Raw genomic sequence first — 22734 nt, forward strand, 5'->3', positions numbered from 1 at the left:
AACCGTCCGGTGTGGCTTTCAACTACCCACAATCAGCGGCGAGCGTGGCGCCACCGGTGATCCGGTGTTCGAGCAACAGCACGGCCGCAATGGCCGCGAGTAGAAGCGCGATCACCTTGTAGAGGGTTTCCGAGCGCAATCGCGTCACCCAGCCCGCTCCGAACCAAGCCCCGAGAAGGCTGCCGGCGAGGAGATTGACGACGACCGGCCAGTGATGGAGCACTTCGTCGACCGGAACCGCCCTCGTCCTGAACAGCAGCGCTGAGGCCACGACGACAAGGCTCATGGCCTTGTTGAGGATGACCGCCTCCAGCGCGACAAAACGGAACAGGCCGATCAGCAGCGGCAGCCGAAACTCGGCGCCGCCGAGTCCGATCAGCCCACCGAGCGTCCCGATCGTCGCTCCTCCGAAGAAGGCGGCAGGGAGACTGCGGTGAGTGGCTGCAGGCTGAAGCGTGTCCATGCGATGTAGTTAGCTGGACATAACGCTTCGGGACAAGCCTACTCAGATAGCAGCACAGAGCCGCCCGCGGTCACGTCCGGTTCGGGGAGCCGGTTGCAACGACCGGTTTCGAGGATCCGTATAGGGTTGGCCTAGCCGCGGAACTCCGGGAATCGTGCGGGTTCGAGCAACGTCCCGTTTCGGGGCGCCGACCCGATGTCTCTTTGCGCGATCGAGACGTCCCAGCTCGGCGTGGAATGGACGAATGGGGCGGCGGTGCTCGCGAGATGCAGCTTGTCGCCGGGTATCACGACACCGGCAGGGTCTGACGCTGGTCGGGGAGAAAATCCACTTGAGCTCTTCTGGAGCTTGGAAGGCTCAAAGAAAGCCCCGCACCCAGCCCAACTCGCCCATCGCCTGCCAGACCGCGCCGGCGGCGATGGCGAGCAGACCGGCGGAAGCCGTCAGGGCGACGCAGAGCAGGATCCCGTCCTCCTCCAGGTAGGAGATGGCGAGCAGGGCGATCGCCACAGCAGGCGGGATGTTGCTCAAGGGAACCGGTGTCAGCAGCAGCACGCCGAGCATCAGCACCACAAGGCCGACCCCGCGCTTGGTCGTCTCGAACGGTGTCGGCCAGCGCGGATGGATGAAGCTCTCGACGGCGCGCAGCATCGGCACGGCACTGCTTAGGATGCGCGCCAGGCCCTGGGTCCGTATGCTGCGCTCGGCAACGCGCCGAGGGAAGGCCGGGCCGGCATGGCCCAGCATCATCTGCACCGCCAGGATGGCAAGCAGCGGGGCGACGATGGCGGACACGCCCGGCATTGCCCCGAGCAGCGCCAGGAGCAACATGACCATGCCGAAGGAACGATTCCCCAGCTTGTCCACCAGCCAGCCCAGGGTCACGCGTTCGGAAGCGGCGTCGCGCAGCAAGCCGTCGAGCAGGGCGGAGGTCGGGATTCGGACCGTCATCTCGCCGGCAGGATAGCCGAAGGCTCTCTTGTCGGCAGTCAATCTCGGCTGGTCCTCAGGGCCGGGACTTCGGCGTCGCCACCGGCGGGCCGCCAAGCGACGGGTCTTCGCCCTGCGACGGGGGCTCGGCCCAGCGGTCAGGACGCGGTGATGGCCGTTGATCCGGCACGAGGGTCTTGCCGCCTCGGCTCGCGAATGAGGCCGGACGCAGCGCTGCCCCACTGCTCGCCATCGGCGCCAGCGCTGCCTAACAGGCGACGGTGGGCTTTGGACCCTCCTTTCGATCCCGCGCCCCAACCCGGCTGGTGAGTTGGCTGCGGCATCGGCGGAAAGACGAAGGCCGCGCCTGGGCGGTAAGACCAGCTAGTGACCGATTGGCCTCTCGTCTCACGACCATCATCCTCTCGTTTCGCCAACTTCGAATCCTACATTGGTACGAAAAGACAGGAGCCTGTATGACAGAGCGTCGTGAACTTTATCGCAGCCAGAACGGTGACGCGTGGTTCCTCGGACGCGAGCCGACCAATGGACATGCTTTCATCATCCATCAGCCCAACGCCCCCTCTGGTGGCCGTTTGTCCCATGTTGAGCTGGGTGAGTTCCTCCGCAGCGGTAGGGGGCCGGAGCATCAGGCATTGCTACGCCTGATTGGGACATTGGTCGAGGTGCCGCCATATGCCTGAGGTTCAAGGGCGTGCCCGCTGCTCTCGTACACATGAGGCTCGACGGCCGCGTATCAGGCTGGTTCTCTCCTGAGACTGGCCTTTTGTCCGCGCACCATCGCGATCGGTCATGTCCGCTTCGTAGAGACAGCTGTGACGGCCGCTTTCGGGCCCGCTCTGATGCTCAAGCCGAAGAGAGGGAGCGGGTTCCGCGGATCCGAGCGACGTCCGGTCTAGAGAGGGCAGCGCGGCGGCCGGATATGGCGCGTCCAGGTCGTGCCAAGGCGGCAGGGAAGGGTGGAGAAGCGGAAGTCGTGACCGAGGCTGCCGGATGGCCGCTTCCAAGGAAGCGGGCGTTTCGGTCGCGGTGCCGACGCCAGGTATGTGACGGATATCGCGCGCCGGAGGGGATGTCGCGCGTCGCACACGCGAAAAGCCCGGACGCTCTCCCAGGAAGCTCTCCCGGGTGCATCTGGGCTTTGGTGTTACGCTCGATTCACATGAAGCCTCCAAGGACCCTCGGAGATGGTGGATACGACCGGTAGAGTTCAGATCGAGCCGGCCGGTGTAATGGCAGGAAAGTCCTTCTCGGGATCGAACACGTTATTGAAGAAGTTCGTCAGGGAGTACATGGCCACCAGCGCGACGATCTCCATGACATTCGCATCCGTGTGGCCGGCATCGCGGACGGCTTTCAGATCGGCGTCACCGACATGGCCTCGAGTCTCGATGACCTTGCGCGCAAACTGGACGGCGGCGTCCCGCTTCGGGTCGCGGGCATGGCCCTTCCGGGCGAGGATGACTTCATCGGCCGGCAGCTTGGCCATATGCTCGGCCGTGAAGCTGTGAACCGTCAGACAGTAGTTGCAGCCATTCACCTCGGAGACAGCGAGGCCGATGCTGTCACGCGTCTTCACGTCGAGCGCCTTGCTCAAGGAGCCGAGCAGGTTGGCCCATGAATTGAACGCGATCGGGCTCTGCGCAAAGGTCGCCATCATATTCGGGGTGAACCCGATGTTCCTGGTGAACGCATCGAGAGTCGGCTTCGAATCGGCCGGCACCTGTTCCGGCTTGAGAGCCGCGGCTCTTGCCATCATATTCTCCGCAAGTTTCTGATTTTACAGGAAATTATACGAGATCCAGCACTTCGGCCACCGGACGGCGCGGCTTCTGCGGCCAGTTTCCCGGACGCTCCGCCCCGACGGACAGCAGCATGACCGGCACTTCGTCCTCGGCCAGTCCGAACTCGCGGGCCACCGCTTCGGCATCGAAGCCGATCATCGGCGTCGAACCCAGGCCCAGCGAGCGGGCCGCATAGATCATCGCCGTCGCGCCCATGGCGCCGGAGCGTACGGCCTCGTCCCGCTGGCGTTGCGGGTAGTTCAAATACAGACCGCGTGCAGGGATTTCCCATTCCGGCACCATCGTTGCCGGCATGATCCCCGCTTCCACCAGCGGTGCCAGGCGCTTCGGTATCACGCGGGAATCGGCCAACTGGCCACAGATGATGAAGGTGACGGCCGCTTCGGTGATGGGAGGCTGATTCCAGGCGATCGGCCTCAGCCGGGCCTTCGCTTCGGGCGTGCGGACGGCGATGAAGCGCCAGTTCTGCAGGTGGAAGGATGTCGGCGCGGTGGTGCCGATCCGCACCAGCTCGCGGATCTGGTCGTCGCTCAAGGTGGCGGCAGGGTCGTAGTACTTGGCGGCGCTGCGGCTCAAAATACAGTCGATGACGGCGTTGGTCATAGTGTGTCCGTTGGTCATGGTGACTTCTATGGGTCAAGGGATTGAAGTGAAAGAGCGGTCTCCCCCTCTCTCTCTTCTGCAAAGGCTGCTGGAATGGAGCCTGTTCGACATCTCATGCCAGGAGCCATGGGTCGCTTCCCGGGTTGCCCGGGCGCGTCCAATCGGGCGCAGCCGGCCATTCCGGACGGCCGCATGCATCGATAGGCGCGTGTCGCTTAGGGACGGACGCGAATGATCGTCTTCCCCGAGCGTCGCTCGGTCGGGTTGAAGGCTGCGACGGCATCGTCGAGGGTCGAGACGGTGCCGATATGCGTTCGCAGTCGCCCGTCCCGCACCCGCTGGACGATTTCACCCAGTTGGGCACGATCGGATTCGACAACGAAATCGATCGCCAGGCCGTCGGCGGGCCGCGCCTCTACCGGTCCGACGATGGACACCAGCGTTCCCCCGGCTCGGATCAGGCCTGCCGACCGCTTCCCGATGTCGCCGCCGATGACATCGAACACCAGATCGATCGCGCCGACGTCTTCCAGGACGTCGTTGTCGAGGTCGACGAACTCCTGCGCGCCGAAGTCGAGCGCCATCCGACGGTCGGCCGCTCGTCCGGTGCCGATGACGTGGGCGCCGGCCTCCCGTGCCAGTTGGGCCACCATCGACCCGACTGCGCCGGCCGAGCCGTGAATGAGGACGCTCTGCCCCGCCTGAAGGCGGCCGTGCTCGAACAATCCCTGCCACGCGGTCAGGCCCGAGATCGGCAGGCTCGCGCCCACCGTGAAGTCGACGTCGCCCGGCAGGGCAGCGAGGTTGCGTGCCTCGATCGCGACATACTCCGCCAGGGTCCCGTCGCGATACCAGTCAGCGAGGCCAAACACCCGCTGTCCCACCGACAGTCCCGTCGTGCCGTAGCCGAGAGCCGTGACCACTCCGGCCAGCTCGTGCCCGGGGATCGACGGTGTCCGGTCACGGTCGAGGCGATCGGCCCAGGTCGAGGGCCACGCTAGCTCGGTCGGGACAAATCCCGACGCATGAACCTCAACGACGACGTCGTTGATCGCCGCCTGCGGTTCGGGCCGCTCGGCCAGCTTCATCCCGGCCGTTCCCGCCGCCTGGTCCGTCACAACGATTGCCTTCATCGTCCACCTGCCTGTGTGCGGTAGCGCGTCGTCTTCCGAATCTTGAAGCCACGCTGCCACCGGTGCCGGCGCGATGAAACCCGCGTCCGGCGTCCCTGGACGAGCGGACACATATTCTGGAATCCGGAGCTGGCAAGCGCCGAGGATTAGTGTGCCAGGCGTGCGCGAACCCTGCTCAAGGGCGGGAAGGAACTCGGTTGGGTCGCAGCGCGGCGCTTGGCTCAAGCGCCCTTATCGGCCTCGCCGGTCTTCGCGCTCTGCCGGTACTCGCTGGGATCGACTTTGTAGGCTTTGCGGAATGCCCGCACGAAGCTTGAGCGGCTTTCGTAGCCGGCGTTGTAGGCCACGACGTCGACCGGGGCCGACGTCGTCGTGAGGTCGCGGGCCGCCTGCCGCATCCTGAGGTCCCGCAGGACGGCCATCGGCGCACGGCCGAAGATCTCCGAGAACCGCGCCATGAACGCCGACCGGCTCAGACCCGCGCTCTGCGCCAGGCTCTGAACCGTATGGGCGGCCCCGGGACGCGCCACCATGTCGGCGAAGGCCCGCGTGATCTGCCGGTCCGCCAGAATCGAAAACCGATCGGTCCAGCTGCGCGACGACTTCATCGACCGCCTCACCAGGGCGACGATGACCTGCTTCAGCAGGGACGCCGTCATGGCGCCCATGCCGATTTCCTGCGCGCAAAGCTCCTCGATCGCTTCGCGAAGCTTCAGGTCGATCTTGTCTGTCGGCTCGAACTTCTCGACCACGGGCTCCCGCAATTCGCGAAACAACCCGACGGATTGTCCGAAGGATGCATTGAAGAAGCCGCAGATCTGGATGATTTCGGGCTGCTCGGCCGGCATTCCGATGCGCAACACGCCGTCATGCTGCTTCCAGCAATCGCGGGAGATGAGCCTCTTCGGGCCGTCGGCTCCATCGACTTCGATCGCGAACGGCATGTTCGGAGGCTTGATGATGAGCAGATGGGGCTCAAGCGGCACCAAAGGTCCATTGCCGATCGAGATTCGTCCCCTGCCGCTGACTGTGTAGTGGATTGCCGGCGCGTCGATCGTCCCCATCTCGGCGCGATGGCCCGATGGAATCAGCATCTCGGTGAGCGCGATGACATCGATTTCAAGCGCCCGCATGAGGCTGTTGAGGTCGGAGGTAGAGAGCTTCGAGGCAGAGGCGGCGATCATCGAATCGGGCCGCTCCCCCTGTCCGCCTCCGGCCCGCGATTTGGCCGTGCTTTGCATAGCGACCTACTTACAAGATCAATCCGTGAATCCGCCAGGCGGATGATGCCTTGATCCTTGAACTGGATTTTGGGGCACGCCGAAAGGACTTTGCGCTGCTGCCTTCCGGATAGATATGGAGACTGATCTGCGGGAAACAGTCGCCGCTGTGGTGGTTTCGGGCTTCAGGGGTGGATCATCGGGAGTGTCCGCTTCAGAAGGCAGAAGGGCTGGCGATCGTCCACGGAGAGCCGTGGTCGGTCACGTCCGGTCGGAGCAGGCCGATACGGTGTCCGGTTCCAGGGGCCTTCTAAGGCGCCTAGTTGGCGAGAAAGGACCGATCCCGGCCAGCTTTGCCTGCGTCCGGTTTGGGTCGCGTCCGGTCATGTCCGCTTCATAGAGCCGGTTGTGACGGCCGGTCTTGAGCGCGGTCTGAGACCCGGGGTGATCGAGACGGGCCGGATCCTGTGGGTTCGAGCGACGTCCGGTGTCGCGGCGATGATCGCATATGGCGCATCCGAGCCGCGCCCGGTCGACAGGGAAGGCGGAGAGCGGACGGAGCCGTCGGCTCATCAAGCGGCCAAGTACGCGATGGTACGCGCTCCGAGACGTCGTAGCTGAACCGCCTCCATGGGAAGGGCTTCGATCTCCGGATCGCCCTTCAACCAGACGACCTCGGCGGCATCGGCCACGACGAGCAGCCGAGCGAAAGCCGCGAGTAAGATTTCTTGGCGGTAGCCGTTCGGACCTCCTCGCGGGTCGGGCACTATCCTGGAAAAGAGGCCACGCGCGAGATAGTCCTTGCCGAGCCAGTCCACATTTGACGAAAGAATCCACCATTCACCAGTGACCGAGATCGTGAGGGGAACGGCCAGGTCATGTATCAAGCTGCTGGCCAGCTTGCCGGCCAATATCGGCCCAATTGGCCCCGTCTCCGCCCCGAGGTACATGCCTGGGTTTCGCTGGATTGACGCGATCGCGTTGTCGAGAACAAGAATATCAGCCGTGGTGAAATGATGATTATCGCCCACCATCGGGGCCTCCGCCTCTGCTCAATCCTGCGATTTTATCACAGACGACACGCTGCTCGGCTCCCGTCCGCGTCGGGTCGCGTGCGGTCATGTCCGCTCTCCGGCGCCAAGCGCAACGGCCGGTTTCGAGCGCCCTGGCCCAGCCCGTCGGCCGAAAGCGCCGGGATCCCGCGGGTTCGGTCAATGTCCGCTGTCGGGGCGCCTATTCGATGGCCACATATGGCGCCTCGGACTCATTGCGTGGACGATTTTGCTGGACCGGCGTGACGCAACGAGCTGACGCTTGGTGAGGCCATGCGCACCCCAGCAACCCGGTCCCAGATCAAGCAGGTGAGGGCCTTCATCATCCGGTCATCATCCCCGTACTAAACCGACGTCGAGATGGATGACCCCAAGACTGGCAACCCCGCCCTGAAAGCGCCCGCCACAGTTCCGCTTCTGGCCCTCGACTCCTTCTCCGTCGGCTTCCTGAGCGGCCAAGCCCAGATGCCTGTAGTCCATGGCATCGACCTGGCCGTCGCACCGGGTGAGGCTCTGGGCATCGTCGGCGAATCCGGCTGCGGCAAGAGCGTGACCTGGCTCGCGGCGCTCCGGCTTCTTGGCCGGCGGGCCGTCACGTCCGGTCGCGTTCTGCTTGACGGTCGGGACCTGACGCTGCTGTCCGAGCGCGAGCTGGCGACCGTGCGCGGCGGGCGGATCGGCCTCGTCTTCCAGGACCCGACGAGCTCGCTCAATCCCGTCCACCGCATCGGCCGGCAGATCTGCGAGACGCTGCGGCTGCATCGCGGTCTGCGCGGCGCCGCAGCCGAGGCGGAGGCACTGCGCCTGCTCGACCGGGTCGGCATCGCCGACGCCCGGCGGCGCCTGCGGCAGTACCCACATGAGCTGTCGGGCGGCACGAATCAGCGAGTGATGATCGCGATCGCCCTGGCCGGCGGGCCGGATCTGCTGGTGGCGGACGAGCCGACGACGGCGCTCGACGCGACGATCCAGGCCCAGATCCTCGACCTATTGCGCGACATCCGGCGGGACACCGGCATGGCTCTGGTGCTGATCTCGCATGATCTCGGCGTGGTGGCCGAGCTGTGCGACCGCACCGCCGTGATGTATGCCGGTCGCGTCGTCGAGACTGGGCCGACCGACGACCTGCTCGGCGATCCGCGCCACCCCTACACAAGCGGGCTGCTGGCGGCGCTGCCCGACCTCGAAGGGCCGCGCACCCGGCTGCGTCCGCTGCCGGGCGCGGTGCCGGCGCCGCACGCGCTGCCGCCCGGCTGCGCCTTCGCACCGCGCTGCCCCTCGGCTGCGGCGCTGTGCGGCCGGATCGTGCCGCCGTTGACCGCGGCCGGTGGCCCGCAGCGCCAGGCCGCCTGTCTCCGGCTCGACGCGCTCTCCGTCGCCGACTCGGCCGTTCCCGCCCCGCGGCGGCTCGAAGAGGCCCTGGCATGACCGCCCTGCTGTCGGTCGAGCGGCTGGCCAAGCAGTACCCGGTCACGGGCCGCCGTGGCGAGACGCTGCACGCGGTCGACGGCGTCGGCTTCACGCTGGCGGCCGGCCGCACACTCGGCATCGTCGGGGAATCCGGTTGCGGCAAGTCCACCACGGCCAAGCTGGTGCTCGGGATGATCCCGGCCACGTCGGGCCGCATCGCCTTCGCCGGAGAGCCGGTGACAGCTGTGCGCGACGCCCGGTGGCGCGACCAGCGCCGGTCGATGCAGATGGTCTACCAGGACCCGATGGCCGCGCTGGACCGGCGCCTGACCGTCGGCGAGCAGGTGCTGGAGCCGCTGGCGATCCACGGCCTCGAGGCCGGCGACGCCGCGCGGCGGGACCGCGCCCTGTCGCTGTTCGACGCCGTCGGGCTGCGCCGCGAGCTGTTTGGCCGCTATCCGCACGAGCTGTCGGGCGGCCAGCGCCAGCGCGTGGTCATCGCGCGGGCGCTGATCCTCGATCCGAAGCTGGTGGTCTGCGACGAGGCCGTCTCGGCGCTCGACGTGTCGGTGGCGGCGCAGGTGATCAACCTGCTGCAGGACCTGCAGGCGCGCTCCGGCATCGCCTATCTGTTCATCAGCCACGACTTGAAGGTGGTCCGGCAGGTCGCCGACGAGGTCGCCGTGATGTATCTCGGCCGGATCGTTGAACAGGGACGACCCGACCAGCTGTTCCACGCGCCCGCCCATCCCTACACCGAGGCCCTGGTCTCCGCCGTGCCGGGGCTGCGGCGGCGCGAGCGCATCGTCCTGGCCGGCGACCCGCCGAACCCGGTCGACCGGCCGGCGGGCTGCGCCTTCCATCCCCGCTGCCCGCGCGCCCTGCCGTGCTGCCGGACGGAAGCGCCCGCCCTGCGCCCGGCGCCCGACGGGCGGCTGGCCGCCTGCCACTTGGTGCCGGCCGACGCGCAGGCGGCGGCCTGATCTCTTCCCGTCCTTCCGAGAAAGACGCTCATGACTCGTGACGAAAGGCCGACCGCCGATCAGGTCATCGTGGCGGTGTTCGACGGGCTGCGCCCGGATATGGTGACGCCCGAGCTGACGCCGAACCTGCTGCGGCTCGCCGCCCGGGGCACCTGGTTCCGCGAGGCGCGCAGCGTCTTCCCGTCGGTGACGCGCGTCGCCACCAGCTCGATCGCGACCGGCGCCCCGCCCACCGTGCACGGCATCGTCGGCAACGCCTTCTACCATCCGGCCGCGCTGCCCAGCCGGGTGTTCGAGACAGGCCAGGCCGAGCTAATCCGCCAGGTCGACGCTCATCACGACGGTCGCCTGGTCGATGTCGACACCTTCGGCGACCGCCTGGCCCGGGCCGGGCGGCGGCTGGCGGTGGTCCACACCGGATCGGCCGGCTCGGCCTATTTCATCAACCCCCGTGCCCGCCGCAACGGGCATTGGACCTTCTCGATCTCCGGCGAGAACGGGACCCAGACCCCGGAGACGATCGCGGAGGTGGTGCAGCGCCTGGGGTCGCTGCCCGCACGTGCGCTGCCGCGCCTGGAGGAGCAGCGCTATGCCGGGCGGGTGATGGTGGAGCATGTGCTGCCGGTGCTGAAGCCCGACGCGGCGCTGGTCTGGTTCAATGAGCCCGACACCACCTATCACTACAAGGGCCTCGGCTCGCCCGAGGCGAAGGCGGGGCTGCAAGCGGCGGATGTCGCCTTCGGGACCATCCTCGACTGGGTCGACGCTCAGCCGAACGCCGACCGCATCGCCGTCATCGCCGGCTCCGACCACGGCCAGATCTCGGCGACCACCATCCACCCGCTGTTCGCGGAGGCCGGCAAGGCCGGCTTCGACATCGGCCTCAAGGACCGGCTGGACGGCGCCGCCTTCACCGCCACCGGCGGCCGCAGCGGCGAGATCCGCCCGCTCGGCCGGGACGCCGGCGCCCTGTCGCGCATCACCGCCTGGCTGATGGACCAGCCGGAGGTCGGCCACGTCTTCTCCCACGGCGGCAACGGGGTCGAAGGCGAGGTCGCCGGGACCCTTTCGCTGGGCCTGCTGGGCAACGGCCACGACCGCCAGCCGGAGTTGATGTTCGTGCTGCGCTCGGACCTGTCGGTGGACGGCTACGGCTTGCCCGGGCAGGGGCTCATGACGCCGGGCGACGTGCCGCTCGGCGGCGGCATGCATGGCGGCATCAACCGGCACGAGCTCAACACCGTGCTCATCGTCTCGACCGGGACGGGCGAGGGGGCCTTGTCGGCCGCGCCCGCCGGAATCATCGACATCGCCCCGACCGTGCTCGGCCTGCTCGGCGAGGCGCCGGCTGACAGTATGATGGGGCGCGACCTGACCCGGCCCGCGCGGGAGGAACCGCGGATCCGGCGCCTCGAAGCCGGCTCCGGCGGGTTCCGCCAAGTCGTGGACATCGTGGAGCAGGATGGCCGCCGCTTCATCCTAGGCGGCGAGTGAGGACGGCGCGGACCGGCCGCAGCTCGGTCCGCGCCGCGCTGGCGTCAGGCCTGGCCGAAGGACAGGTTGTCCGGCCGCAGGTCCATGAAATAGAAGGTGGTCGGCCGCCAAGCGATCGACTTCTTGATCGCATAGGCCTCGCTCGGCTGGTACAGGATCGTGCCCGGCACCTCGTCCTCCCAGGCATCGAGCATCTCGCCGAACAGCGCCTTGCGCTTCGCCGGGTCGGTCTCGGCCTCCAACGCCCGGCCGGCCTTGTTGAAGGCGTCGGCCGTGCTCCAGAAGCCCGAGACCTGGATCTCGCCGCCCGGCCCCCAGGCGATCCACAGCGCGCCGAGCGGGTCCGGCAGGCGGGTCGAGTTGGACCAGTTGAAGATCTGGGAGTCGGGGCCGCGCATGCCGGTGTCGTTCTCGACCACCTGCAGCGAGGCGTTGATGCCGACCGCCTTCCACTGCTCGATCAGGATCTGCCCGGCCTCGACCGCGTTGGTGTAGTAGTTTGGCCGGGTGCGATAGACGATCGGCTCGCCCTTGTAGCCGGCCTCGGCCAGCAACGCCTTGGCGCGATCGGGGTCGAAGGGCAGCTTGCGACCCTCGAGGAGCATCTGGCCGTATTCCGGATAATTGTGGCTGGCCGGCACCTTGGCCGTGCCCTGCCAGAGCGCGTCCACCAGCTGCTGCCGGTCGATCGAGCAGCTCAGCGCCTGCCGGATGCGCTTGTCCGCCAGCACCTTGTCCTTGCCGCTGAAGCACAGCACATGGACATTCGCCAGCACCACCGACCGGACGTCGATATCGGGATACTCGGCGACGACGCCCGTCTGGTCGGGCGGGACGTTGGTGATCAGGTCGTAGTCGCCGGCGACCAGGCCGGCGACGCGGGCGGCCAGCTCCGGCACCCGCTTGAAGGTCACCCGCGCGGCCGTGGGCGTGCCCAGGAAATAGTCGTCGAAGGCTTCCAGCGCGGTGGCGTCGGTCGGGTTGTGGGACACCACCTTGTAGGGCCCGGTCGCGACCGGCTGCCGGGAATAGGCCTCGAAGCCCATCTCCTCATAGGCGCGCTTGTTGACGATCCAGGCGCACCAGGACGCCAGACGCTGCTCCAGCAGCACGTCCGGAGCCTTGGTGCGGAAGCGGACGGTGTAGCGGTCAATCGGCTCGACCCCTGCGAGGATGCCGAAATACGGCCGGCCGCCGGGGATCTGGGCCTTCTCGCCCCACATCCGGCCGTCGCGGAAGGTGTAGGCGACGTCGTCGGAGGTCAGCTCGTCGCCATTGTGGAACCTCACGCCCTGGCGCAGCGTGACGATCAGCTCGGACGGCGACACCCGCTCCCATTTGGTGGCGAGATGCGGCTTCAGCTCCGACCCGCCGCCATCCGGCGCGCCCAGGAAGTCGCGGCGGATCAGCGTGTCGAAGATCGAATAGGTGACGCGCGTGCCGACATTGGACAGCTCGCGCGCCGGCTCCAGCGTCGCCGGCAGGTCGGCCACGGCGACGGTGAAGTCCGGGCGGCCGCTGGCGGCGGCGAAGCCGTGCGAGGCGGCGCCGAGCAGGATGGGCATGGCAGCGGCCCCCTCGAGGACGCGGCGACGGGAGATCGTGATCACCTTGGGTCTCCTTGAGGATCGGCCCGGACGTGTCGATCCGGAGCCGGGCATTGAAGGGCGGATGCCCGCCTAGGGCGGCGGCGCGGCGGGCGGTTCGGTCTCGCCGGCGAGCAGGCGAGGGTCGTCGAGCAGGATGGCGTCGGGCGTGAGGGCCCGCAGACGGTCGAGGCCGTCGCGGTCGACGCCGCCGACGGGGAAGGGGGGATACTCCGGCAGCGGCACGGCGCGGGGCTGGCCGACCATCACCGCCAGCCGCAGGTCAGCGGCGCGCACCGCCGCCGCCCGCTCGGCCGTCGCGTCGCCCTGCCAAAGGCGGAACCAGTCCGCGCCCGCGGTTCGGGCGGCGGCGGCGCTGTCGGGATCGTCCGCGAAGGCCAGGATGGCGGCGGCGGGGGCCAGTGCCCGGGCGGCGGCGATCAGGCCGAAATCGCGCAGGCCCAGCAGGGTCCGCGGCCCGGCCTCGGCGGCCTGCACCGCGGCCAGGATCGGCGGCAGCACCTCCGGCTCCATCCGCTTGACGTCGAGCAGCAGGCCAAGGGGGGCGGAGACGGCGATCGCCTCCGCCAGTGTCATCACCGGCGGCAGCAGGCGGCGCAGCGTCGCCAAGTCGAGATCGGCGATCGCCCGGGGATCGCCGCACAGGCGCCGGAGGTCTGCGTCATGGACGCAGACCAGGGCGCCGTCGCGGGTGAGGCGGATGTCGGTCTCGACCGCGTCGGCCCCCGCCAGGGCGGCGGAGCGGAAGGCCTGCGCGGTGTTCTCGGGCGCCAGCAGGGCGCCGCCGCGATGGGCGATGGCGAGAGGCCGGTGCGAGGCCGAGGCGATCATGGCGGACTCAGCTCCTGTCGGTGGTGGGGTCGAGCCGGTCGCGCAGCCAGTCGCCGAACAGGCTCATGGCCAGCGTGGTCAGGAAGATCGCCAGACCTGGGAAGGCGGCGATCCACCAGGCGTTCAGCAGGTAGCGGCGCCCTTCGCCCAGCATCAGCCCCAGCGAGGTGCCGGGCGGCTGCACGCCGAGGCCGAGGAAGGAGAGGGAGGTCTCCAGCAGGATCGTACCGGGGAAGTTCAGCGTCGCCTGCACCACCAGGGAGGCGACGATGTTGGGCAGGAGATGGCGCAGGATCAGCCGCCCCGACCGGGCCCCCAACGCCTCCACCGCGTTGATGTAGTCGGCCTTCTGCTCCGACACGACGAGGCCCCGCGTCAGCCGCGTGTACCGGTCCCACCCGTCGATGCTGACCAGGATGACGAACAGCACGAGGTTGTTGCCGAAGAAGGCGAGCATGGTCAGCGCCAGCAGCAGCGCCGGGATGGCGGCCTGCGCGTCGACCATCATCATGATGGCTTGGTCGACCAGCCCCCGGAACCGGGCAGCGACGAAGCCGAGCAGGGTGCCGAAGACCGCGCCGATCAGCGTGCCGAGGACGGCGATCAGGATCGAGCTGCGCGTGGCGTAGATCAGCCGGCTGAACACGTCCCGGCCGAGATGGTCTGTGCCGAGCAGGTGGGTCATGCCGCCGGCCTCGGACAGGGGCGGCCGGAAGCGGGCGACGAGGTTCTGGGCGGTGTAGTGGACCGGCGCCAGCTGGTCGGCGAAGACCGCGACCAGCACCATCAGGATCAGGAAGCCGGCCGAGGCGATCACGATCGGCGGCATGGCCGGGCCGGCCCGCCGCCGCGCGATGTCGGGTTGCAGGGTCGCCATCAGGCCGCGGCCCCCCGGGTCGACCGGAAGCCGCCGAGGCGCGGATCGATCAGGATGTGCAGCACATCCGTCAGCAGGTTGGCAGAGACCATGATCAGGGTGATCGTCAGGATGCAGGCCTGCACCACCGGCAGGTCGCGGGTCGCGACGGCGTCGACCAGCAGCCGGCCGAGGCCCGGCCAGGCGAAGATCGTCTCTGTCACCGCGCCGCCGGCCAGGATGCCGCCGATCTCGATGCCGAGGAACATCAGCAGCGGCACCGCGGCGTTCGGCAGGGCATGGTGGACGATCAGGCCGAAGGGCCGCACGCCCCGGCCCCGCGCGGCGCGGATGAAAGGCTTGCCCAGCACCTCCAGCGTCGAGGTGCGCGCGAAGCGGGCCAGCCGCCCGGCCAGCGGCAGGCCGAGCGTCACCATCGGCAGCAGCAGGTGCAGCGGGGTGTCGGAGCCGGCGGAGGGCAGGACCCGCAGTTTCAGCGCGAACAGCAGGATCAGCAGGATGCCGAGGAAGAAGATCGGGATGGCGTAGCCGAACACGGCCGACGCCATGGCGATCCGGTCGATCGCACCGTTGTGCTTCACCGCCGCGACAATCCCGAGCGGCAGGCCCACCAGCAGGGCCAGCAGCAGGGCGGACAGCCCGAGCAGCGCCGTCTTCGGCAGGGCCTCGACCACTGCGGTGAAGGCGGGGCGGTTGTCGGCGAAGGAGACGCCGAAATCGCCCCGGACCGCGCTGGCAAGGTAGAGCGCATACTGCTCGGCGAGCGGCCGGTCGAGGCCCCAGAGCTCGCGGTAATAGGCGCGCACATCCGGCGGCGTGTCGATCGAGAGCATGATGTCGGCGGGGTCTCCGGCCAGGCGCAGGGCCAGGAACACCCCCGAAACACACAGAAAGAGTGTCAGTACGGCACGGCCCGCCCGCGCGGCCAGGAATCGCAGCACGCTTCCATCCACCTGTGTTCCGGTGCGGAAGCGGCACATCTACAGGGCCATGATGAACCCTTGATGACGGGAGCCAGTTGGATCTGGTTCTTCCAAGACCATCGCCCGCGCGGGCCGCGCCCGCTCCTCTCCAGGGCCATTAATTCCCTTTGAGAACGAGCGCGCCGTCCCCCCGGGCGTCGGCGATCTCAGTGCTGAGGATCTCGTCTTCTCTGACCGACGGACGGGGGGACCCGCAGCGGGTCGACCCGGGCCTAAGGAGAGTGAGACATGTGCCGTCTCAGCGCTGCTGCTGCGGTTGTAGCGTCAGCAGGTCGGCGATGCGGTTGTGCGAAATCATCTCCGTTTGAAGCTGGTCGTGGGCGGCATTGACCGGATCGATCCCGTCCTTGTACGGGCCGACCGTCAGCCGGGCCGGTCGCTTGCCAAACTCCATCGCGGAGAGCGCGATGACCGCATCCGCGACCTCTTTCGGGTCGAGCGCCGGATCGGGTGTGAGGTCGGCGAGCATCGCCTCGATATGGCGCGAATAGGGTTCCGTCCGCGCGCGTTCGGCCTGGGGAAGGTCGCTCAGCATCCGCTCCCAGTTGCGGACGGCGTTGGCTTGCAACTCCGTTGGATAGGCGCCGGCGGGCTGAACCACGATCACTTCGATGTTGGAGGCCGCGACTTCATAGGCGAGCGCATCTGCGGCGGCCTCGACGGCCAGCTTCGACGCGCAGTAGCCGCCCAGCATCGGGTCGATGGCCCGGCCGAGCGCGCTCGACATCTGGATGATCGTGCCGGCCCGCTGCGCGCGCATATGCGGCAGCACCGCGCGATACATACGCAGCGCCCCATTCAGATTCGTCTCCAGATTGGCGCCGAACCAGGCCGGCGGCTGCAGCTCGACGGGGCCTGGGACGACGATGCCGGCATTGCTGACCAGCAGATCGATTCTCCCGGCGGCATCGATCACGCCGGAGATGCCCTTGCCGACCGACTCGTCGCTCAGCACGTCGATCTCGACCACATCCAGGCTCAGGCCGTCCTCGGCCAGCGCGTCGAGCGCACGGGCCGCCGGCGCATTGCGGCCGCCGACATCGCGCATCGTCGCAAAGACCCGGGCGCGCTGCCTGGCGAACCCTTCCGCCATCAGGCACCCGAAGCCCGAGCTGGTGCCGGTGATCACGACCACCGGGGCTTGCGCTGCCTGCGCCCACAGAGGACGCGCAATCGCCGTCAGCCCCGCCGCCATGCCGGCCTGCAGCACCACGCGACGAGGGATACCCGCCCGCGGGCGGCCTTCTTCACTCGCGACCATCGCACTCTCCCGTGCTCGTCGATGACCGGCAGGATCACCCAACGGAAGGCGTCGCGGTAGGATCGACAATCTGGAAACACCGTCTCGTCCACGCCAACAGTGGTGCTGGTTCCGGTCCCCCGTCAGGCCGGTCTCGCGCGGACCTTGGCGGTGAGGAAATCCAGCAGGGCGCGATGCGCGGCGGTCGGATGACGGCTGCTCGCATAGACCGCATACAAGCCGCCGCTATCGACGCCGTACCGTTTCAGAACCTGCTGGAGCCTCCCGGCGTCGAGGTCGTCCTGCGCGACGCCGACGGGCAGCAGGGCGAGGCCGAGCCCGGCAACGGCGGCGCGAAGAGCGGCCTGCGCGCTGTTGACGGCGACGCGGCCTTGCATGTGAACCTCCTGCGGTCCTTGCGGGCCGTCGAGCCGCCAGACGGCGTTGTCGACCGATGGCCCCAGGACCACGGCGTCGTGCGTCAGCAGGTCGTCCACCGACCGCGGCGTGCCCCGGCGCGTCAGATAGTCGGGGCTCGCGACCACGATCCGCTTCGCGGCGCCGAGCTTGCGGGCGACGAGGCTGGAGCTGGAGAGCCGGCCGGTGCGGATCGCGATGTCGATGCGATCCTCGATCAAATCGACATAGTCGTCGGTGAGGTGCAACTCCACCCTCACATCCGTGAACCGGCCGCAGAACTCGGCCACCCATTCGATCAGGTAGCGGACACCGAAATAGACGGGCGCCGTCAATCTCAGGGTGCCGCTGGGAACCCGCTGTGCTGCCGCGACGCGCTCGGCGGCCGCTTCCAGATGTCCGAGGCCGAGATTGACGTCATCGAGATAGGCGCGGCCGAGCGAGGTGAGCTCGATCTTGCGCGTCGTGCGATGCAGGAGGCGCGCGCCGATCTCCTCTTCCAGCCGTGCGATATTGCGGCTGACGGTCGCCTTCGGCACGCCCAGCATCCGCGCGGCGCCGGAGAAGCTTCCCGCCTGCACCACGCGTGAGAACAGGATCAGGTGATTGAGATCGACTGCCAATTGGCGGCTCAGCTGGAACAGTCTGTCTGGAATGTCGCTCCCGGAACGATAATGCGATCGCGTTGCCCGCGGAAGGCTGCTGTGGTCTCCAACGCAGTGTCGAACGCCCGTCTGGTCGGTGCGTGCTGCTTCGGGGCCAGAGCGGACGGGCCGCTGAAACGGCCCGACCAGATCAAACTCGGCTTTGGCGATGACGCTCTGCGGTGAGGCGTTCGGCCTCGCTGAGCGCGAGGGCTTTGGATCGGAACGGTCCGATATCGTGCTCTTCGGTGTCGGGCAGCCATGCCGGCAGGAACCACCAGCCGCCCGGCCGATTGTAGCTCTTGCTGCTCCTGACCGACCCGATGCCCTCGGCGAAGAACCAGCCGGGGTCGATCCCGTCCTGGCGCCACACCACAGTCTGCCTGGTCATCATCGCCCTCCTTCGCCGGCAGGATAACCATCGCCGTCCGCCTTGGTGACATAAGTTCAAGACAGGAGTTCGTCGATCCGGCTCCGGGGATGTCCGCTTCCGATGTGCCGACGCTGAGTCTGCTTCTAGCGGTCCCGTCGGCCATCGGGCCGTGTCCCGGCCAAGCAGCCGGGCTCAATCGGCGCTCGGGATGGAAACCGGACGGCCCTATGATCTTGCGCTGCGCACGTATTGCGACGACCGAGCGCAGTCTGTTCCCTGGTTCACAGTCCGACAGCGGCTTACCCTGTCGGTCCGAGCCCATGAAGGGGAAGCCATGGCCGACCGTAGACATGCCGGCAAAGCAGATGTCGAAGCGCTCGCGAAGTTCCTCGCGGACTCTGCGATGGCCGCGCCATCGCACTATGCCTTCGTCCGGCGCGGCAAGGTGATGTGCTTCTACGCCGATGCGAGCGTCGCGTTGGAGGTGGGCTCACGATCATTTCCGGACCGTGAGTTCTCCGTAATCGACGTCCAGGCCCAGAAAGTGGTCCTTCCGCACTGACGAGATGGACCTTTGGTCCTGATGTCTATGCCGCGCTCAGGTGATATAAGTCTGATCATTGCGGAATGATGACGACGGGGGACTCCTCTCATGGCTCATCGACAGGGCTATGCGCTCACCGAAACGGAAATCCTGGCCCTCCAGCTGCACCGCAATCTCCACGGGCACGGCACCTTTGCCGACGATGTCGAAGCGCTCGTCGAGGAGCTGGAAGGCCGGTCCCGGAGGTCGGATGGGGTGAACGAGATCCTGGAACAGGGGCGTCATTTTCTCGCCGGGCATCGGCAGTCCGGGTGACCGCCGAAGGGGCGGGCGGTGCCTCGGGCGGGCAAGGACGACGGTCGCGGCAGATTGCAAAGACGACCACCGGGGCCTAGGGAGATGCTCCCGCCCGAATCGGGCACCACGCATCAAGGACGAGCATGAACATCTCCGAGCTGACGGATCAGGTCGCCACGGGCAACGGGCTGACGAGGGTGCAGGCCAAGCGGGCCATCGACAGCATCTTCAAGGCGATCGTCGACAGCGCCGCGAAGGGCGAAGAAGTGGCGCTGCCCGGTTTCGGGAAGTTCAAGGTCGCCAGCCGCCCGGAGCGCGAGGGGCGCAACCCGGCGAGCGGTGAGACGATCAAGATCGCGGCCTCGAAGAAGCTGACATTCGCACCGGCAAAAGCGGTCAAAGACGCCATCAACAGCTGACCGATGGAGAGAGACGGCGGGCTCAGCCCCGCCGTCGTTGGGACGGAGGAGGATCCGATCCCAGCACCGTTTGCGCCTCTTTTCGACGACTCTTGACGATCAGTGTCGATCCTCATCGAGTGAGGTGGAGCAGCCTTGCCGCCCGCTTCACGCCTTCGCTTTGGTCTTTCTTCCCTTCACCGGCGTGGACGCCGGGGCGGGCTCCGGCTCGGCCGGCTTCGCCGCCGCCCGGCTCCGACCCAGGCCGATCGACTTCGCCAGGGTGCTGCGCTGCTGGGCGTAGTTCGGGGCGACCATCGGATAGTCCGCCGACAATCCCCAGCGCTCGCGGTACTGATCCGGCGTCATGTTGTAGGCGCTGGACAGATGCCGCTTCAGCATCTTCAGCTTCTTTCCGTCCTCGAGACAGACCAGATAGTCCGGCGTCACCGACTTCTTGATCGGCACTGCCGGCTCGGGTCTCGTCGCGACGGGCTCGGCGGGCTGGCCGAGCTTCTCCAGGGCGACAAACACTTGCTGGATCACGTTCGGCAGATCCGTCGTCGCAACCGTGTTGTGCCCGAGATGGGCCGAGACGATCGTCGTCGTCAGTTTGAGAAGTTCGTCATGCGACACCTTCGCTTCCCCGTTCACTGCCATTCGCATTCTTCCTGTGGCCAATATTCAGATGTGGTTCTTGTAGAGACAATGAAAGGTCCCGTCCATTCTCTGTTTTGCTTACCAAGCTGCGGTGAAACCCCAGTCGCCGTATGGTCACATCCTCGATCATCATGCGGCACGGTCCGAGCGGGCGCAGTCGGTCCCGCGCCCGGCTTCGCCGCCGCCATGCTGGCGCTCCTGCGGCTGCCCCGTGTCAGCCCGGCCGCCCTTGGCGGCCGGGCCTGGGGAGCTCCGCTCCCGCGGGAATCCCGATGGCCCCACCGCGGTGCCTCTCCCGGAGGGATGGCGCGGGCGACGGCCGTTCTTCTGTGTCGCATCGTGTTCGGAAAACCGAGATGCAGCGGCTCCTGGCGCCATCTCGTACCAAGCGTATCGGAGAGACTGGGGCCTGCTGTCGGTTGACGCGGGATCGAGCGGTGGCCGGGCGGACCGAGGGACTTGTCCAGCCTCGTGACGGTGTCCCGCTGTCGAGCCGGATGGCCGGGCCTTGCCAAGTGTTTCCCCCTGCTGGTCTTTGCCGCCATGCGGCCGCCAGAGCGGGTTCCTGCACACCCTGCGGTATCGCCCCCTTGGCGGCAGTGCGTACGCCGCCACGTCTCCTCGTGGCCCGTCCGCAGGCACGCCCATACCGCCTCGGATGGCCCGATCTGGCCGAGGAGACGGCTTCGCCTCGATCGCTGGTCCGCAACGGTGGGCGCCGGCTTTTTTCCGCCGCCGGGCGGAGGCCCGGCTTTGCATCGCGAAGCAAAAAAGCCGGCGCCCGCCGTCCTCCGCTCTGCTGCGGGCCTTCGGCTGCGGCGCGATCGCCCCTCGGCCTCGCGATCGCCATCGAGGCCGCGATGGGCGCGGCCCGAGAACGGAAGAGGAGAGCTACCATGGCGACAATCGGCACCTTCACCAAGTCCGCAGACGGCTTCTCCGGTGCGGTCCGGACCCTGACCCTCAACGTCAAGGCGACGATCCGTCCGGCCGAGCGCGAGAATGACAAGGCCCCGGACTACCGCGTCTATGCCGGCGCCATCGAGTTCGGTGCCGCCTGGAAGAAGACCTCGAACGCGGGCCGCGACTACCTCTCGGTCAAGCTCGACGACCCGAGCTTCCCGGCGCCGATCTACGCCTCGCTGGTCGAGATCGACGGCGAGGACACCCTCTCGCTGATCTGGTCCCGCCGCAACGGCGACTGATCCGGCCGGATCACGGCGCCCCGCTCTCCGGAGCGGGGCGCCTCTCTGCGTGCTCATGGCCAACGCCGGATCCATGCGGCGGACCTGCGGTCCAACCGGTCCCGTAGAGTCTTGCTTTGGGGCTCCGCCCCCGCGCGGGCAAGGGGGCCGAAGCGGTCTCCCCGACCTTCCTTCCCCGGCCCGAAGCCGGGGGCGTGCAGGCCGGGCGATCCCCTCCGCTCCGGCCGCCCTTGCCCTTGCTCCCCCGGTCTCGCCGACGGGCAGGGGTGCAGCGCAGCGCTGCGCTGACACCCCAACCCCAAGGAGATCGACAATGACCACCAGCGTGACCCCGGACGAGCAGGCGGCCTCAAACGGCTTCCATGTCGATATCGGCCGCGGCGAGCGGATCGGCCGCGTCTCGTCGGAGTGGTACGCCCGTCCCGCGGACGAGCGCTATCTTAGCCTGTCCGACCTGCATGCGGCGACGCTCGCGCGCGCCCAGCAGGCGACCGCCCGCACGGTGGAGAGCCAGGCGGTGCGCGTCGAGGCCAGCCGCGACAATGCCGAGCGTCTTGCTCTGATCATCCCTGGCCGGGACGAGCCGGTCATGCCGACGCATTGGAGCTTCGGCCAGCTCTGCACGATGATCGGCGCCCCGGCTACCTACTTGCGGCAGTTGCCGGCGCCGATCGCCGGGATCAACCTGCAGCACGGCCTGCTCAGCCATCGCGGCGAACTGGTGAAGACGCTCGAAGCCGAGACCGGCCGGATCGAGCTCCGCGCCGTCACCGGGCCGGATTACGGGCGCATCTGGGATCACGAGCTTGTCGCCGCCGTGCAGCGCATAGCCGGCGACGGCACCGGCGATACCCGCTGGAAGGTGCCGGGCGTGCTCGACTGGGCGACCATGACCCACAACCCGTTCGTCGACGTGACCGCGGAAACGACCACCCTCTACGCCAGCGATCGGGACGTGTTCCTGTTCCTGGTCGACGACACGCACCCGATCGAGGCGGGCAGGCTGCCAAACGGCGAGCCGGACCTTTATTTCCGCGGCTTCTATGCCTGGAATTCGGAGGTCGGATCCAAAACCCTCGGGATCGCCTCGTTCTATCTTCGCGCCGTCTGCCAGAACCGGAACCTGTGGGGCGTGGAAGGTTTCGAGGAAATCACCATCCGGCATTCGAAGTTCGCGGCGCAGCGCTTCGCCCATGAGGCGGCGCCGGCCCTGACCAGCTTCGCCAACTCCAGCCCGGCCCCCTTCGTCGCCGGGATCAAGGCGGCGCGGGAGCGGATCGTCGCCCGGACCGAGGAGGACCGGCAGGCGTTCCTGCGCAAGCGCGGCTTCTCCAAGCCGGAGACGGCCCGGATCATCGCGACCGTGCTGAACGAGGAGGGGCATCCGCCCGAGAGCCTGTTCGATTTCGTGCAGGGGATCACCGCCCTGGCCCGGACCAAGCCGCACCAGGACGGCCGACTCGAGCTCGAGGGCAAGGCCCGGGCGCTGCTGGAGCGCGCCGCCTGATTTGCGCAGAACCGTGCAGCCGGATCGCCGGCTGCAC

24 protein-coding genes are annotated in these 22734 nt (G+C 67.9%); 9 read left to right on the forward strand and 15 right to left on the reverse strand.

Annotated features, from left to right (window positions below; translation table 11 throughout):
* Positions 1-22: 22 nt before the first annotated feature.
* Both ACFW16_RS28350 and ACFW16_RS28355 read right to left on the reverse strand, forming a co-directional pair.
* Positions 23-463 (reverse strand): TSUP family transporter, encoded by a 441-nt coding sequence (locus tag ACFW16_RS28350; RefSeq protein WP_380311458.1) that lies wholly within the window; start codon positions 461-463, stop codon positions 23-25.
* A gap of 357 nt (positions 464-820) precedes the next feature.
* Positions 821-1456, reverse strand: a complete 636-nt coding sequence (locus ACFW16_RS28355; protein ID WP_380311460.1) for an exopolysaccharide biosynthesis protein — start codon at positions 1454-1456, stop codon at positions 821-823.
* 413 nt (positions 1457-1869) lie between these two features.
* On the opposite strand from ACFW16_RS28355, the gene ACFW16_RS28360 reads away from it, so the two are divergent.
* Entirely contained in the window at positions 1870-2097 is a 228-nt protein-coding gene (locus ACFW16_RS28360; RefSeq protein WP_380311462.1) for a hypothetical protein, read from the forward strand.
* A gap of 527 nt (positions 2098-2624) precedes the next feature.
* On the opposite strand, the gene ACFW16_RS28365 is transcribed toward ACFW16_RS28360, so the two are convergent.
* The 5 genes from ACFW16_RS28365 to ACFW16_RS28385 form a co-directional block, all read right to left on the reverse strand.
* Positions 2625-3170: a carboxymuconolactone decarboxylase family protein gene (locus tag ACFW16_RS28365; RefSeq protein WP_380311464.1), complete on the reverse strand. Its 546-nt coding sequence runs from the start codon at positions 3168-3170 to the stop codon at positions 2625-2627.
* Positions 3171-3204: 34 nt separating this feature from the next.
* Positions 3205-3822 carry a nitroreductase family protein gene (locus tag ACFW16_RS28370; protein WP_380311466.1) on the reverse strand — a complete coding sequence of 206 codons (618 nt, stop codon included), beginning with the start codon at positions 3820-3822 and terminating at the stop codon, positions 3205-3207.
* A gap of 215 nt (positions 3823-4037) precedes the next feature.
* The gene (locus ACFW16_RS28375) at positions 4038-4955 is read right to left on the reverse strand and encodes an NADP-dependent oxidoreductase (protein ID WP_380311469.1); all 918 of its coding nucleotides are present in this window, start codon (positions 4953-4955) and stop codon (positions 4038-4040) included.
* Between the two features lie 221 nt (positions 4956-5176).
* Positions 5177-6139 (reverse strand): helix-turn-helix transcriptional regulator, encoded by a 963-nt coding sequence (locus tag ACFW16_RS28380; protein ID WP_380311471.1) that lies wholly within the window; start codon positions 6137-6139, stop codon positions 5177-5179.
* A 608-nt stretch (positions 6140-6747) separates the two neighbouring features.
* Positions 6748-7209: a hypothetical protein gene (locus ACFW16_RS28385; protein WP_380311473.1), complete on the reverse strand. Its 462-nt coding sequence runs from the start codon at positions 7207-7209 to the stop codon at positions 6748-6750.
* Between the two features lie 378 nt (positions 7210-7587).
* Here ACFW16_RS28385 and ACFW16_RS28390 point away from each other — a divergent pair, with 378 nt between their 5' ends.
* Genes ACFW16_RS28390 through ACFW16_RS28400 form a run of 3 tightly spaced genes read left to right on the forward strand, consistent with a single transcriptional unit; the run spans position 7588 to position 11114 of the window.
* Complete coding sequence (locus ACFW16_RS28390; protein WP_380311475.1) at positions 7588-8655, forward strand: ABC transporter ATP-binding protein; 1068 nt, start codon at positions 7588-7590, stop codon at positions 8653-8655.
* Entirely contained in the window at positions 8652-9620 is a 969-nt protein-coding gene (locus tag ACFW16_RS28395; protein ID WP_380311477.1) for an ABC transporter ATP-binding protein, read from the forward strand. The genes ACFW16_RS28390 and ACFW16_RS28395 overlap by 4 nt, the downstream gene beginning before the upstream one ends.
* A 30-nt stretch (positions 9621-9650) precedes the next feature.
* The gene (locus tag ACFW16_RS28400; RefSeq protein ID WP_380311479.1) at positions 9651-11114 is read left to right on the forward strand and encodes an alkaline phosphatase family protein; all 1464 of its coding nucleotides are present in this window, start codon (positions 9651-9653) and stop codon (positions 11112-11114) included.
* 44 nt (positions 11115-11158) lie between these two features.
* Here the strand turns inward: ACFW16_RS28400 and ACFW16_RS28405 are convergent, their stop codons facing one another.
* From ACFW16_RS28405 to ACFW16_RS28435, 7 genes are all read right to left on the reverse strand, one after another.
* On the reverse strand, positions 11159-12724 hold the full coding sequence (locus ACFW16_RS28405; RefSeq protein WP_380311481.1) for an ABC transporter substrate-binding protein: 1566 nt from the start codon (positions 12722-12724) through the stop codon (positions 11159-11161).
* Between the two features lie 69 nt (positions 12725-12793).
* On the reverse strand, positions 12794-13552 hold the full coding sequence (locus ACFW16_RS28410) for a glycerophosphodiester phosphodiesterase (protein ID WP_380311483.1): 759 nt from the start codon (positions 13550-13552) through the stop codon (positions 12794-12796).
* 7 nt (positions 13553-13559) lie between these two features.
* Positions 13560-14429 (reverse strand): ABC transporter permease, encoded by an 870-nt coding sequence (locus ACFW16_RS28415; protein WP_380311484.1) that lies wholly within the window; start codon positions 14427-14429, stop codon positions 13560-13562.
* On the reverse strand, positions 14429-15370 hold the full coding sequence (locus ACFW16_RS28420; protein WP_380311486.1) for an ABC transporter permease: 942 nt from the start codon (positions 15368-15370) through the stop codon (positions 14429-14431). Before ACFW16_RS28420 ends, ACFW16_RS28415 begins: the two co-directional genes overlap by 1 nt.
* 280 nt (positions 15371-15650) lie before the next feature.
* Positions 15651-16673, reverse strand: coding sequence for an SDR family NAD(P)-dependent oxidoreductase (locus ACFW16_RS28425; protein ID WP_380311488.1), 1023 nt, complete (start codon positions 16671-16673; stop codon positions 15651-15653).
* 122 nt (positions 16674-16795) lie between these two features.
* Complete coding sequence (locus ACFW16_RS28430; protein ID WP_380311490.1) at positions 16796-17692, reverse strand: LysR family transcriptional regulator; 897 nt, start codon at positions 17690-17692, stop codon at positions 16796-16798.
* 172 nt (positions 17693-17864) lie between these two features.
* Positions 17865-18104, reverse strand: coding sequence for a hypothetical protein (locus ACFW16_RS28435; RefSeq protein WP_380311492.1), 240 nt, complete (start codon positions 18102-18104; stop codon positions 17865-17867).
* A 316-nt stretch (positions 18105-18420) separates the two neighbouring features.
* Here ACFW16_RS28435 and ACFW16_RS28440 point away from each other — a divergent pair, with 316 nt between their 5' ends.
* The 3 genes from ACFW16_RS28440 (at position 18421) to ACFW16_RS28450 (ending at position 19346) form a co-directional block, all read left to right on the forward strand.
* A complete protein-coding gene (locus ACFW16_RS28440; RefSeq protein WP_380311494.1) occupies positions 18421-18648 on the forward strand; it encodes a hypothetical protein in 228 nt (75 codons plus the stop codon).
* 90 nt (positions 18649-18738) lie between these two features.
* Positions 18739-18945: a hypothetical protein gene (locus ACFW16_RS28445; RefSeq protein ID WP_380311496.1), complete on the forward strand. Its 207-nt coding sequence runs from the start codon at positions 18739-18741 to the stop codon at positions 18943-18945.
* Positions 18946-19070: 125 nt separating this feature from the next.
* Entirely contained in the window at positions 19071-19346 is a 276-nt protein-coding gene (locus ACFW16_RS28450) for an HU family DNA-binding protein (protein WP_380311498.1), read from the forward strand.
* A 147-nt stretch (positions 19347-19493) separates the two neighbouring features.
* On the opposite strand, the gene ACFW16_RS28455 is transcribed toward ACFW16_RS28450, so the two are convergent.
* Positions 19494-19985 (reverse strand): MucR family transcriptional regulator, encoded by a 492-nt coding sequence (locus ACFW16_RS28455; protein ID WP_380311500.1) that lies wholly within the window; start codon positions 19983-19985, stop codon positions 19494-19496.
* Positions 19986-20881: 896 nt separating this feature from the next.
* Here ACFW16_RS28455 and ACFW16_RS28460 point away from each other — a divergent pair.
* On the forward strand, positions 20882-21190 hold the full coding sequence (locus ACFW16_RS28460) for a DUF736 domain-containing protein (RefSeq protein ID WP_380311502.1): 309 nt from the start codon (positions 20882-20884) through the stop codon (positions 21188-21190).
* Between the two features lie 313 nt (positions 21191-21503).
* The gene (locus tag ACFW16_RS28465; RefSeq protein WP_380311504.1) at positions 21504-22697 is read left to right on the forward strand and encodes a DUF932 domain-containing protein; all 1194 of its coding nucleotides are present in this window, start codon (positions 21504-21506) and stop codon (positions 22695-22697) included.
* The last annotated feature ends 37 nt before the right edge of the window (positions 22698-22734 follow it).

The organism is Inquilinus sp. NPDC058860, from assembly GCF_042743185.1.
Classification (GTDB): Bacteria; Pseudomonadota; Alphaproteobacteria; order DSM-16000; family Inquilinaceae; genus Inquilinus.

Bases quoted from the DNA above. Each gene is read 5' to 3' on its own strand.
- ACFW16_RS28350 (WP_380311458.1), bottom strand. From the start codon at position 463: ATGGACACGCTTCAGCCTGCAGCCACTCACCGCAGTCTCCCTGCCGCC.
- ACFW16_RS28360 (WP_380311462.1), top strand. From the start codon at position 1,870: ATGACAGAGCGTCGTGAACTTTATCGCAGCCAGAACGGTGACGCGTGG.
- ACFW16_RS28365 (WP_380311464.1), bottom strand. From the start codon at position 3,170: ATGGCAAGAGCCGCGGCTCTCAAGCCGGAACAGGTGCCGGCCGATTCG.
- ACFW16_RS28370 (WP_380311466.1), bottom strand. From the start codon at position 3,822: ATGACCAACGCCGTCATCGACTGTATTTTGAGCCGCAGCGCCGCCAAG.
- ACFW16_RS28375 (WP_380311469.1), bottom strand. From the start codon at position 4,955: ATGAAGGCAATCGTTGTGACGGACCAGGCGGCGGGAACGGCCGGGATG.
- ACFW16_RS28380 (WP_380311471.1), bottom strand. From the start codon at position 6,139: ATGATCGCCGCCTCTGCCTCGAAGCTCTCTACCTCCGACCTCAACAGC.
- ACFW16_RS28385 (WP_380311473.1), bottom strand. From the start codon at position 7,209: ATGGTGGGCGATAATCATCATTTCACCACGGCTGATATTCTTGTTCTC.
- ACFW16_RS28390 (WP_380311475.1), top strand. From the start codon at position 7,588: ATGGATGACCCCAAGACTGGCAACCCCGCCCTGAAAGCGCCCGCCACA.
- ACFW16_RS28395 (WP_380311477.1), top strand. From the start codon at position 8,652: ATGACCGCCCTGCTGTCGGTCGAGCGGCTGGCCAAGCAGTACCCGGTC.
- ACFW16_RS28400 (WP_380311479.1), top strand. From the start codon at position 9,651: ATGACTCGTGACGAAAGGCCGACCGCCGATCAGGTCATCGTGGCGGTG.
- ACFW16_RS28410 (WP_380311483.1), bottom strand. From the start codon at position 13,552: ATGATCGCCTCGGCCTCGCACCGGCCTCTCGCCATCGCCCATCGCGGC.
- ACFW16_RS28415 (WP_380311484.1), bottom strand. From the start codon at position 14,429: ATGGCGACCCTGCAACCCGACATCGCGCGGCGGCGGGCCGGCCCGGCC.
- ACFW16_RS28425 (WP_380311488.1), bottom strand. From the start codon at position 16,673: ATGGTCGCGAGTGAAGAAGGCCGCCCGCGGGCGGGTATCCCTCGTCGC.
- ACFW16_RS28435 (WP_380311492.1), bottom strand. From the start codon at position 18,104: ATGACCAGGCAGACTGTGGTGTGGCGCCAGGACGGGATCGACCCCGGC.
- ACFW16_RS28440 (WP_380311494.1), top strand. From the start codon at position 18,421: ATGGCCGACCGTAGACATGCCGGCAAAGCAGATGTCGAAGCGCTCGCG.
- ACFW16_RS28445 (WP_380311496.1), top strand. From the start codon at position 18,739: ATGGCTCATCGACAGGGCTATGCGCTCACCGAAACGGAAATCCTGGCC.
- ACFW16_RS28450 (WP_380311498.1), top strand. From the start codon at position 19,071: ATGAACATCTCCGAGCTGACGGATCAGGTCGCCACGGGCAACGGGCTG.
- ACFW16_RS28455 (WP_380311500.1), bottom strand. From the start codon at position 19,985: ATGGCAGTGAACGGGGAAGCGAAGGTGTCGCATGACGAACTTCTCAAA.
- ACFW16_RS28460 (WP_380311502.1), top strand. From the start codon at position 20,882: ATGGCGACAATCGGCACCTTCACCAAGTCCGCAGACGGCTTCTCCGGT.
- ACFW16_RS28465 (WP_380311504.1), top strand. From the start codon at position 21,504: ATGACCACCAGCGTGACCCCGGACGAGCAGGCGGCCTCAAACGGCTTC.